Genomic DNA, 11,738 nt, shown 5'->3' on the forward strand with positions numbered 1-11,738 from the left:
GCTCACGGTGGGGCGGACGCCGCGTCAGATGGGGAGCGCTTCCAGGCGGGCGGGGACGTGTTTGTGCCACGGCGTCCCCGCGATCGGGTCGCGGTCGGCGGCGCGGGTGAGGTCATTGGGCGCGGTGCCGGTGCGGCGCAACACCCCGTCCGCATCGGCCACATCCAGGCCCAGACCGTTGGGCAACGCGATGGCGCCGACCGGCATGGTCTCGTCGTGCGCCACGGTCACCTCGGCGCGACCGCCGGCGGTGACCAGCGTCGCCCGGTCGCCGTCCGCGATGCCCAACGGGAACGCGTCCTCGGGATGCACGCGGAGCGCACCGCCGGTGTCCCGCCGCCGCCACTGCGGGTTGCGCATGATGGTGTTCGCGGTGAACGCGCGCCGCTCGCCGGCGGCGAGCACCAGCGGGAAACCGTCGGGCAGGCCGCGATCGGTGTCCAGCCCGGCCAGTTCGGCGAGCAGCTCGGGAATCGCCAGGTGGATCCGGCCGTCCGGGGTGGTCACCCGCGACCACACATCGGCGTGGTCATCGACGCTGAACGTGATGCCGTGCTCGCCGGCGAGCATGGCGTCGAACAGCGCCTCACCGATCGCCGCCGCGTCGTCGCCGGGCTTGCCGTGCCCGGCCCGACGCACCGCGTCGGGTGCCGCGGCCGCCGCGCGTCGGGCGATCGACCACAGGCAGGCCGGCGTCGGGCCGTCCGGCAGCGTCGGGCCCAGCGTGCGGTAGAGCACCACCGGTAGCACCGCGGCGATCCGCGGGTCCTTCATCGCCGCGGTCATCGCGGCGGCGAACCCCGCACGGCCGGCCCGGGCCGCGTCGGTCAACGGGGCGAGGTCCACCCCGTCGAGCGTGCCGAGGTCATCCACCAACCGCGCGTAGATCTCCGCCTCGGGCAGCGTCCCGGCCAACGGCTCCAGCAGCGGCGCGCGCAGGTGGAAGGTGTTGTGCGGGAACTCGAAGTTGAACCAGGTGCATTCGTGCTTCTCGAACTGGGTGGCCGCGGGCAGCACGTAGTCCGACAACCGCGCGGTCTCGGTCATCGCCACCTCGACGGTCACCACGAGATCCAACGCGGCCAACGCGCGCCGGAACGAGGCGGTGTCGGCCACCGAGTGCGCCGGGTTAGCGCTCTGGATGATCATCGCGCGGTAGCGGTCCGGGTGATCGGTGAGGATCTCCTCCGCGACCACGTTGCACGGCACCAGACCGGCGATGATCCGGGCGCCAACCACGGGGGAGAACGCGCGGTCCTCCGGGTCGGTGCGGGCCAGCGGCACCACGTCGGTGTGCATGCCCATGCCGCCGGGCTTGCCGAAGCTGCCCACCAGCAGCCACAGCAACTTGTCCAGGTACGAGGACAGCGTGCTGTGCGGGGCCTGTTGCAAACCGAGGTCCTCGAAGATCGACACGCTGCTCGCCGACCCGATGCATCGGGCCACCGCGCGCACGTCGGCCGGGTCCAGGCCGCAGTGCGCGGCGTAGTCGTCGACGGGGATCGCGCGTAGCGCCGCGAGCACCGCGTCGGCGCCGGTGGTGTGCTCGTCGAGGAACTGATGGTTCATCAGGTCCTCTTGCACGAGCACTGCGCACAACGCGGCCAGGCACCACGCGTCGGTGCCGGGGCGCAGCGCCAGGTGGTGCTCGGCGAGCTCCGCGGTCTCGGTGCGCCGCGGGTCGATCACGACCATCGTGCGGTTCGGGTCGCGGGCGATCTCCCGCAGCGTCGGGCGGGCTCGGGGCATGCCGTGCGACATCCACGGGTTCTTGCCGAGGAACACCGACACCTGCGCGTGCTCGAAGTCGCCGCGGGTGTGCGCGCGGTAGAGCCGGGCATCGACCCAGAACTCCCCGGTTTTCTCCTGGGCCAGGGCGTTGGAGCGGTAGCGCGCGCCGAGCGCGCCCATCAGCGAGCGCATGTACACCCCGCCGAGGTGGTTGCCCTGTCCGCCGCCGCCGTAGAAGAAGATGCTCTGCCCGCCGTGGGCATCGCGGACGGCGAGCAGACGCTGGGCGATCTCGGACAGCGCGGTCTCCCAGGACACGGCCTCGAAGGTGCCGTCCGGGCGCCGGCGCAGCGGGCTGGTCAGCCGGTCCGGTGCGTTCTGGTAGTGGTCCAGCCGCAGCGGCTTCTCGCAGGTGTATCCGCCGGAGGCGGGATGCGCCTTGTCCCCCCGGATGCGGAGCAGCCGTCGGTCCTGGACCTCCACTTCCAGTCCGCAGTTGCACTCGCAGAGGATGCACGCGGTGGGCTGCCACTCGGTCACGGCGACTCCGAAGTTACTCAACGGTAGCTTATGCACGAGAGCCTACAACCGGGGGTCGATTTCGTCTATGCATGCGCGCAGAACAGGTCCCTTAGGATTTTCGGCATGACGTCCCAACCCGATAGCGCCGCCCACTTGGCCAAGAACCCGCTGATCCCGCTGCCCGGGCATTGGCAACGCATCGACCGCGCCGACCAACTGGCCCGATGTCGGGCCATGTCCATCGACGACTATTGGGCGTGGGTGGCCAAGCAGCAGCGGTGGTCCACGCCACCGACCGTGGTGCGCGAGGGCGGGCTGGGTGAGGCCAAATTCTTCACCGACGGCCGGATCAACATCGCCGACAACTGCATCGACCGCTGGGCGGAGAACCCCGCCACCGCCGGCCGGGTCGCGTTGATCTGGGAGGGCGAGCCGGGCGACGTGCGCAGCTACACCTATACGCAGTTACGCGACGAGGTGTCCGCACTGGCCGCCGCGATGGTGGACATGGGTGTTGGGCACGCTGACGTGGTCGCCATCTACATGCCGAACCTGATCGAGGCGTTCACCGCGATCCACGCCTGCAACCGCATCGGCGCCATCTACACGGTGCTGTTCTCCGGGTTCGGACCCGACGCGGTGGCCTCCCGGTTGCAGGCCTCGGGTGCGGCCACCGTGGTGGTTGCCGACGCGTCGTTCCGCCGCGGCAAGCAGGTGCCGCTGTTGGCCACCCTGCGCGAGGCGCGGCGCTCCTGCCCGACCGTGGCGCGCACCATCGTGGTCGACCGCACCGGCACATTGGGTGAGCTGCAGGACGGTGAGCACCGCTACGACGAGGTGGTCGCGGCCGGCAAGGGCGGCATCGACTGCACACCGCTGGACCCCAACGAGGCCTCGTTCCTGATCTTCACCTCGGGCACCACCGCCAAGCCCAAGGGGGTGGTGCACAGCGTCGGCGGGTTCCTGCTCGGCACCTGGGCCAACGCGCACTGGCAGGTCGGCTACGAGGACGGCGACGTCTACTGGTGCGCCGCCGACGTCGGCTGGCTGACCTTCCCGATCCAGGCCGTGGTCGGCGGGCTGGCCTGCGGCATGACGTTGCTCTGCTACGAGGGCGCACTGGACACCCCGACCACAGATCGGTTCTACGAGATGTGCCGCCGACACTGCGTCACCAAGGTGCTCGGCGCCCCCACGCTGGCCCGCATGCTGCGCAAGTTCGGCGGCCCCGGCGCGGACGGGCTGGAGCTGAAGCTGTTCACCATGCAGGGCGAGCCGCTGGATCCCGAGACGTTCACCTGGACCGCGGAGACCTTCGACGCCCCGGTGGTCAACGCCTACGGGCAGACCGAGACCGGCTCCACATGGTGCTACCCGGTCTATGGGGTGGACGACCTCAAGGCCGGGTCGCTGGGCCGGGTGATTCCGGGGCACGCGTTCGACATCGTCGACGACGACGGCGTTTCGGTGCCGACGAACACCAAGGGCAACCTGGTGCTGACCGAGCCGTTCCCGACCATGTGCCGCACCGTGTGGCAGGACCCGGCGCGCTACCACGAGGCGTACTTCGCGCGGTTCCCCGGCCGCTATGCCACCAACGACGAGGCGCTGCTCGACGACGACGGACACCTGTGGGTGCTCGGCCGCTCCGACGACGTCATCAACGTCGCCGCGCACCGGATCTCCACGATGGAGATCGAGGCGACCATCGGCGCGCAGCCCGGCGTGGCCGAGGTGGCGGTGGTGGGGGTGCCCGATGACACCAAGGGCACCGTGCCGGTGGCGTTCCTGGTGCTGCGCCCCGACGGCGACGAGGCCGCGGTCCGCGCCGACGCCGATGCGGCGGTGGTCCGGGAGATCGGCGGCTACGCCCGGCTCGGCAACGTCTACGTGTGCCGGGCACTGCCCAAGACCCGCACCGGCAAGACCATGCGCCGGGTGCTGCGCGAGATCGGCACCACCGGGGACTACACCGGGGACACCTCGGCGATGGATGACCCGGAGGCCGTCGACGCGGTCAAGGAGGCGACCCGCGGCTAACCGTCGTCGCCGCCGCCCTCGCCCGGTTCGGGGGTGTCGGCGGCGTCGCCCACCCCGGCGCCGGCGTTCGCGGCCCGCCACTGGTCCTGTTTCACCACTTGCAGCTTGCCGGCGTACTGGCGCAGTTCGTCCACGGTCATGTTGTAGGCGTACAGCTCGACGGTGAACTCCCAGGTCAGCGACATCGCCACGAACACCTGGCCGTCCGGGTCATCGGGGTCGCTGCCCCAGATCGCGGGCCGCTCGCCGATCTTCCCGTCGGTCGCCTTCGGATCCTTGATCTGCAGGGTGTTGCGCTCCAGCGGGTGGTTGAAGGCCGAGATCTCCAGGTACGGGGCGCTGTCGCCGTCGCCATTGCTGACGTCCTCGTACTCCACGCTCCAGACGATGTCGGTGGCCTGGTCCAGCGAGTCCTGGGTGTTCGGGTCGCCGAGCTCGGCGGCGCTGGTGAGCTGCCAGCCGGGCCCGGGCACTTTGCCGGGGAACAGCACGTAGTTCGTTCCGGAAGGCACCCTGGTCGGCGTCGGCTCGAGGTAGGGGGTGGGCGAGGCACTGGGCACGGCGGAGATCCCCGCCCCGCAGCCCGCGAGCCCGAGCACCGCCGACACCAGCAGTGCCGCCGCGCCCCCCACCCGTGCGCATGACATGCGCAGCAGCGTGCCCGGCCGGCGGCGTCGGCGTCCGGCAGGCGCACCGCGTGACGCCCATCCGTTACGCGCGCCGCGACCGCGCGGAGCCCCCGTCCGACTCGCTCGGGGTTTGCTCCGCCAGGGCGCTCAACTCGGCGGTAAGCCCGGCATCAGCCGACCGCTCTGCCAGTTGCGCCCGTAACCAATCACCCGGAAGCCACCGCGGGCGCTCTGCCATGCGTCACAGCGTAGGCGGTGGCCACGCCTCGAAGCTCCACGTCGGGCCGGACTCCAGGGTCGAGGTGGTGGTCGTGGGTTGCGCGGCGTGGGGTGCGGCAGCGGGGGCGCGGGCGGCGCGGGGCCACGCCTCAGGCGTTGGAGGGGGTGGGGGCGACGTCGAGCACGACGTCGAATTTCCACAGCTCCGACCCGGTGACGGCCATGTCGCCGTGCTCGTTGCGTTCCCGCTGGTGGGCGACCGCGCCCATGCCGTCGCGCCAGGCCTGGTAGTCCTCCTTGGACGCCCAGCGGGAGAACACGAAGTACTTGTCGGTGCCCTCGACCGGGCGCAGCAGCTGGAAGCCCTCGAAGCCCTTGGAGTTCTCCACCATGCCCGCGCGGGTGGCGAAGCGTTCCTCCAGGTACGCCCCGGTGCCTTCGGCGACGCTGAGAACGTTGATGGCGATGTAGGACATGGCCCGCCTCCTAAAAGGTTGGTCACCGCTGTTCGCAACTACATCACAGGGCTGCTGTGGTTCACTGACGCGGTGCTGACGGCCATCGGGGTGGTGCTGTTCGTCCTGCTGTTGCTGTTCTCCGTCGCCGTGCACGAGTTCGGCCACCTGCTCACCGCCAAGCACTACGGCATGAAGGCGACGGAGTACTTCGTCGGCTTCGGCCCGAAACTGTGGTCGTTCCGTCGCGGGGAGACCGAGTACGGCCTCAAGGCCATCCCGGCCGGTGGGTACGTGCGCATCATCGGCATGGCCGACACCGAGGTCATCGCGGAGGTCGACCAACCCCGCGCCTTCCACCGCTTCCCCGCGCGCAAGCGTCAGGTGGTGCTGGTCGCCGGGTCGGCCTCGCACATGATCCTGGCCTTTCTGCTGTTCTTCATCGCACTGGTCGGGTTCGGCACCTCGAAGATCACCACCACCGTCGCCTCCGTCGCGCCCTGCGTGCCGGCCGCCGGGGCCGCCGCCTGCACCGCCACCGACCCGGCCTCACCCGCCGCGGCCGCGGGCCTGCGTCCCGGTGACACCGTGACCGCCGTCGGCAACACCCCGATCCACAGCTGGGACCAGGCCACCGCGCTGATCCGCGCCGCGGGCGCCGGACCGCTGCCGCTCACCGTGCGCCGGGACGGCCAGCAGCTGACCGTCACCCCCGACCTGGTCACCCGCGACCGTCCCGACCCCGATCACCCCGATCGCATCAGCAACGTCGGCGTGCTCGGCGTCAGCGCCGACAGCCACCTCGTGCACGCCGGCCCGATCGCCGGCGCCAAGGGCTCGGCCATCCTGATGCGCCGGGTGGTCACCGGCAGCGTGCACGCGTTGTTCACCATCCCGAACAAGATCCCCAATCTGGTCGACTCGCTGCACGGCGGCACCCGGGACAAGGAGGGCCTGGTCGGCGTCGTGGGCGCGGCCCGCATCTCCGGGGAGACCCTCAACGTCCACCAGGTCTCGCTGGGCGAACGCATCGGCGCGATTTTCACCATCATCGGCGGGCTGAACATCTTCATCGGCCTGTTCAACGTGCTGCCGCTGCCGCCGCTGGACGGCGGCCACATGGCCGTCGTCGGGTATGAGTCCCTGCGCCGCTGGCGGTCCCGGAAGCTGGGCCGCCCCGACCCAGGCCGCATCCCGACCGCGAAGCTGCTGCCGGCGACCTATGTGTTCCTGGTGCTCGCCGGCTGCCTGACGGTGTTGCTGATCGCCGCGGACATCGTCAACCCGGTCACGCTGTACTGAGCGCGCCGCCCGGGAGAAGGCCGGCTATACCTGACAAACGCCACTAGTCGGGTCGCGGTCGAGTCAACTATTACCTATGAATATGACGAGAACCAGCGCGAGGAAGCTGCGGTGGACGCTCACCGCGTGCCTGCTCGCGGCGACCACGATCGCCGGGGCGCTGGTCGCGATGTGCAACACCTCGAGCCACGACACCCTGACCCCGACCGCCGTCGTCGAAGGGCGCTGACGGGGCGTCAGCCAGACAGCTGCGCGATGGTCTGCCGGCGCACCGCATCGGTTTCGCGGTGGAAGGTCGACCCCGAGTTCGTAGCGCAATTCCCACGCGGCCGCCGGCCCGTCGTTCGTGGCGATCTTGCTGCCTGCGGTGCGCGGACTAGCGTCAGGTTCTGCATGACTACGGGTTGTCCGCCGACCGCAAGCCCTAGCCCGACAGCTGCGCCCGGGCCTCGCGCAGCAGCGCGACTTCAGCCGGCGCGGGGTTGCTCGGGGTCGGCGCCCCGGCGCAACCCTCCAGGATTGGACGGACGGATCAGTGAGCCGGCTGGTACCAAGCCGGAGGCGTGAAACGCGCGCGCCGCACGCGGCGCCGGCCGCGGATTACCCGCAGCTGCTCCCACACCAGGGACGCCAGCCAGGCGCCGGAAGCCAGCACACAGACGACGAGCCCGGAGCCGACCTTGACGTCGATCACACCGGGGACCTTGGACAGCAGACCGGTGGTGTTGCCGGCATCGATCATCGAGGCCATGAACGCGGCCACGGCGAGCACGATGTCGACGAGCCGCACCACCAGGCGACGCGGGGCCAAGGACACGGCCAGGGCGCCGAGGGCGATCGCCATCAGCACTTTGCCGTCCTTGATGGTGGCACCGGTGATCGCGAACGGGCCGAGGGTCGCCCACGGCATCAGCACGCCCATCACCACCGCCGCGATGAAGCCACGTCGGAGGTTGCTCGCGAGGTCCTGCGGCACCCGCGGCCGCGCCGTCGCCGAAGGGCGGACGGGGGGAGGGGGCACGGTCGGGCTCGGGTGCCACTCCCAGTGGGCCTGCGCACCGGCCAGCGCGCTGACCAGATGCCACCGGCCCGAGGTGCCGTCCGGCGAAGCAGGCTGGTCGGACGGCACCCAGTCCTGCCGTAGGGAGCCGGCAGGCCCCATCACGTTCACCCAGGATCCAGTCGATGTGGTCACACTCGAATCCTGTCGAGGGCGGCACCAAAACAGCCAGGCTTGATCGGTTCGGATTCGGTGCTCCTGCGGGCAAGTACCGCAACGAACCTCGTTGCTTCCGTCAAACGATCATCAACGGCGTCGCGGGGAATTGCCCGCGAGGGCGAACATCCCGGCACAGACGGCAGACCCCCGCCGCCGATCCAGCCGGCGGCAGGGGATCCAGACATGTCAGGTCGGTCAGGCGCCCGAGTCGGTGAATTTTTCGGTGCCCGCCACTACCTGCAGGTCCTTCAGGTTCGAGTGCGCGCGGGCGTAGCGCAGCTCGTGGGCCAGGTCGCTGACCTGGTTGCTCAGCGGATTCGGCGCCACCGACAGCGTTGACAGGTCGCCCAGTGCTGCACCCTTGCCGTCCAGGAACGCCGACCCGGAGTCGCCCGGCACGCCCGGGGTGAGCGTGTAGACCGAGTGCGACCAGCCGCCGCCGTCATCACCGATGCTGGTACCGGTCTTGGGGGAGAGCGAGGAGACGCCCTGCCGCAGCGGGGAATTCCCGTAGGACTCCACCGGGTCCCCGGCCTTCGTGCCCGTCGTGTTCAACCCGATCGGTCCGCCGAAGAACGGGATCGACGGGTTGACCTTGGATACGTCGGAATTGGGGATCTCGATCAACGCGAGGTCGTTGAAGGTGCAGGTGTCCTTGTCCTTCTCACCCACCTTCTGCATGAGCAGCCAGGAGTTGTACACCAGCTTCCCGGTCACCCCGGAATCCTCGATCTTCACCGGGGTGCCCAACGGCAAGGAGTGCGCGCTGCACCCGTCGGTCTCGTTGGCCTGCCCCGTGCCGGAGCAGTGCGCAGCCTGACCCAGGTAGGTGTGCCCGCTCGCGGTGTAGATGAAATTGGCCGTGCACTCGGCGTCCTTGGTCAGCGTCACCACGCCGGGATGGATCGTTGCGCTCGCCGCCGGGGCCCAGTGCCCACCGGTGGCCACCAGGTTCGGCCCGCCGGTCCCGGCCGTCGCCGGGGCGGCGGCGGCCAACGTCAGGGTGGCCAGGCCCGTTGCGACGCCCAGGGTGCGCGCGAGGGCGGTGCGTCCGGACAAACTCATGACTGCTCCTCCGCTGCGGTGTTCATCGAAAGCTCATATTTACGCAACGCAGATGTTGTGTAATTGTTCATTGCCTGCCCGGGCGGAGGCTCGGTAAACCCCGGGATGCGGCGTACAGAACGGTAGTCTGGCTCACCGCGAGAGATGCTGACGCGGCGTCAGCCCGACAGCTGCGCCCGCGCCTCGCGCAGCAGCGCGATGGTCTGCCGGCGCACCGCGTCGGTGGTGTCGGTGCGTTCGGTGAAGTTGATCCGCACCGCCCGGCGGTCCTCGCCGTCCAGGGTCGCGATCACGTCCATGCCGTAGCGGTCCACCCCGACCATCTCCGCCGAGGTCGGCTCCACCCGCCCGTACACGCGGCAGTAGTCGACCAACGCCTCGGGGTGGTCGGTGTTCATGTGCCTCAGGATGCCCTCGGCGACCGGCAGCAGCGGGTCGGGTTCGGCGGTGGCGTAGCCCTCGGCGGTCACCCAGCTCATCCGGCCGAACCCGCCGACGTAGCGCACGTTGGCGACCTCCAACCGGTAGACGGAGAAGTCGTGGAAGGAGGCGTAGAACGCCGTCGGGTGCGTCTCCAGATACAGGTCCAGCCCGGCCTGGCGTTCGTCGCCGTCCAGCTTGGACATCTCCCCGACCAGCGTGACTCGGGCCAGCGCCAGCAGGTTGGTGCCGCCGTCGTGCTCGGTGACCATCAGCGACGCCCGCGGGTTCGCGGCCATGTTGCGGGAGTGCTCGGCCAGGCTGGATAACGACAGCAGCGGGCGGCCCACGGAATCGACCGCGTAGCCGACCAGCGACCCGAACGGATATCCCGGGCACTCGGTGCTCATCGTGGCCAGCGACGCGAACGCCTTGGCCGTCATCAGGGTGCGGGAGCGTTCCGCGTCGGACGGTTCCCCGTGCAGGTTCACCGTCGCCCGCAGCGTGGCCGTGGTCTGTGGTTGTGCCTCCGCGGGCACGCCGTGGCCGCCGTTGTCGCTCATCTCGTCGCCTCCGTCCTGTCCATCACGGGCCAAGCCCATCACGGATTGGTGGTGCGGGCCGCCCGACGCGGCCGTGGCGAGTAAGAGCGTGCGCAGCACAGGTGGAATCCGAGGTGCCCGGCCTCAACCGAGGTGTGTTGCGGGGTCCGACATGCTCCGCCACATACGCTCCGTCAGATTCGGCGCTCCCCCCGCGTCCACGGTCTTCACCGTCGGTTCCGAGCCGGTGAGCACCAGCTGACTGCGGATCGCGCCGAAAGCGTAGAACCGCGCGGTCCACACCGGACATCGACGCGCGGTTCTGCGCTTTCGGGGAAACGTGCACAGAGCGGCGGGTGCGTCGGCGGCACCCGCCGCCCTGCTGTGTCGCGCCGGCGTCGCGTGTTACGCCGGCTTACCCGGCCCGCCCGGACCACTCGGACCGGCCGGTCCCTTGTGCCACTTGTTCGGTCCCTGTAGGCCGCAGGCCTGCGCCGCGTCGTGGAAGGCCTGGCGGCGTTTGTCCATCTGCTCGCGGCTGGGCCGCTGGTTCTGGTCCGGGCGGTGCATGCCCGGCCCGAAGCCCTTCTGCTCCATGCAGACCTTCTGCTGTTCGTTCATCGGCGGACCCCAGTGGCGCCCGGGACCGGGCCACCCGGTGACGCCGCAGTCCTTCGCGGCCTGCATGCGGTCGTGCCAGCGCTTCTGCATCTGGTCCCGGCCGGGCGGCTGGTCACCCGGGTGATGCTGCATGGGCCCGAAGCCCTTCTTCGCCATGCACTCGCGTTGCTGGTCGGACAGTTGCGACGGGCCGGGGTGGTCATCGGAGCGGACCGTCGGATGGGACCGGACGTCAGCGGCGAATGCCGGTGTCGTCGCGGCCGCGGGCACGACGGCCAGGGCGGCCGTCAGAAGCATCGTGCGTGGAATCCGCATTGTGTGAGTTGTCCCTTCTGCGTACGTCGTCCCGACATGGTCAGCTCGTTTCCTGGGGGCCAGGTCTGGAGAAGCCGGCAGTTCCCCGGGTTTTTCACACCGGCCGTTGAGGCCAAACCTGCCCGCTGCGACGTCATCTCAGGCATCGACGGCTCGTTGTGTCCCCGCTGCGGATCAAGCCGGGCCGGTGCTCGCTCTCTTGCGCCGAACGGCTGAACTTGTGATGTGTTCCGGGTCGTTCGCGCCACACCCGCTCTCGGGCGCCTTCACGATCGACAGGCCATTGCACATGCAGCCGAGGAGCAGCCGTGCCCCGCCCGGATCCGCGTACGCGTCGGTTCGGCATGGCGCGAGGGCTCGGCACCGGACTGTTGGCGGTGGTGGTGCTGGCCACCGGGCTCGGTTCCACGGCTGCGGCCGATCCGAGATCGACGCCGCGATCGGAGCGGGTGTGCACGCCGCACCCGGCGCCCGGCTACGCCACGTGCTTTGCCGAACGGCGCACGGACGTTCAGCCAATGTCGCGTTCCCACGTCGCCTCACCCGCGGCGATCCAGGGCTACTCCCCGGCGGACCTGAAAGCCGCTTACGCGATTCCGACCGAGCTCGGCGCCGGGGCGACGGTGGCCATTGTGGATGCCTTCGACAACCCGAACGC

11 protein-coding genes are annotated in these 11,738 nt (G+C 70.1%); 4 read left to right on the plus strand and 7 right to left on the minus strand.

What is annotated here, in order from left to right; translation table 11 throughout:
* Window positions 1-24: 24 nt before the first annotated feature.
* Window positions 25-2,271: a molybdopterin-dependent oxidoreductase gene (locus tag VGJ14_02500; GenBank protein HEY2831268.1), complete on the minus strand. Its 2,247-nt coding sequence runs from the start codon at window positions 2,269-2,271 to the stop codon at window positions 25-27.
* Window positions 2,272-2,376: 105 nt separating this feature from the next.
* On the opposite strand from VGJ14_02500, the gene VGJ14_02505 reads away from it, so the two are divergent.
* Window positions 2,377-4,293, plus strand: coding sequence for an AMP-binding protein (locus tag VGJ14_02505; GenBank protein ID HEY2831269.1), 1,917 nt, complete (start codon window positions 2,377-2,379; stop codon window positions 4,291-4,293).
* Here the strand turns inward: VGJ14_02505 and VGJ14_02510 are convergent.
* The gene (locus VGJ14_02510) at window positions 4,290-4,940 is read right to left on the minus strand and encodes a hypothetical protein (protein ID HEY2831270.1); all 651 of its coding nucleotides are present in this window, start codon (window positions 4,938-4,940) and stop codon (window positions 4,290-4,292) included. The genes VGJ14_02505 and VGJ14_02510 overlap by 4 nt on opposite strands.
* Window positions 4,941-5,290: 350 nt before the next feature.
* The gene (locus VGJ14_02515) at window positions 5,291-5,617 is read right to left on the minus strand and encodes an antibiotic biosynthesis monooxygenase (GenBank protein HEY2831271.1); all 327 of its coding nucleotides are present in this window, start codon (window positions 5,615-5,617) and stop codon (window positions 5,291-5,293) included.
* Between the two features lie 18 nt (window positions 5,618-5,635).
* Between VGJ14_02515 and VGJ14_02520 the strand changes: the two genes are divergently transcribed.
* Both VGJ14_02520 and VGJ14_02525 read left to right on the plus strand, forming a co-directional pair.
* Window positions 5,636-6,898 (plus strand): site-2 protease family protein, encoded by a 1,263-nt coding sequence (locus VGJ14_02520; protein HEY2831272.1) that lies wholly within the window; start codon window positions 5,636-5,638, stop codon window positions 6,896-6,898.
* Between the two features lie 82 nt (window positions 6,899-6,980).
* Window positions 6,981-7,127, plus strand: coding sequence for a hypothetical protein (locus tag VGJ14_02525; GenBank protein HEY2831273.1), 147 nt, complete (start codon window positions 6,981-6,983; stop codon window positions 7,125-7,127).
* 303 nt (window positions 7,128-7,430) lie between these two features.
* On the opposite strand, the gene VGJ14_02530 is transcribed toward VGJ14_02525, so the two are convergent.
* The 4 genes from VGJ14_02530 to VGJ14_02545 form a co-directional block, all read right to left on the minus strand.
* Window positions 7,431-8,093 (minus strand): hypothetical protein, encoded by a 663-nt coding sequence (locus tag VGJ14_02530; protein ID HEY2831274.1) that lies wholly within the window; start codon window positions 8,091-8,093, stop codon window positions 7,431-7,433.
* 219 nt (window positions 8,094-8,312) lie between these two features.
* Window positions 8,313-9,182 (minus strand): serine protease, encoded by an 870-nt coding sequence (locus VGJ14_02535; GenBank protein ID HEY2831275.1) that lies wholly within the window; start codon window positions 9,180-9,182, stop codon window positions 8,313-8,315.
* A 158-nt stretch (window positions 9,183-9,340) separates the two neighbouring features.
* Complete coding sequence (locus tag VGJ14_02540) at window positions 9,341-10,165, minus strand: DUF2470 domain-containing protein (protein ID HEY2831276.1); 825 nt, start codon at window positions 10,163-10,165, stop codon at window positions 9,341-9,343.
* Window positions 10,166-10,549: 384 nt separating this feature from the next.
* Window positions 10,550-11,062 carry a hypothetical protein gene (locus VGJ14_02545; protein HEY2831277.1) on the minus strand — a complete coding sequence of 171 codons (513 nt, stop codon included), beginning with the start codon at window positions 11,060-11,062 and terminating at the stop codon, window positions 10,550-10,552.
* 326 nt (window positions 11,063-11,388) lie between these two features.
* Here VGJ14_02545 and VGJ14_02550 point away from each other — a divergent pair.
* A partial coding sequence (locus VGJ14_02550; protein HEY2831278.1) for a hypothetical protein occupies window positions 11,389-11,738 on the plus strand: 350 nt, incomplete at its 3' end.

The sequence above is a fragment of the Sporichthyaceae bacterium genome (assembly GCA_036493475.1).
In the GTDB taxonomy this organism is placed as follows: domain Bacteria; phylum Actinomycetota; class Actinomycetes; order Sporichthyales; family Sporichthyaceae; genus DASQPJ01.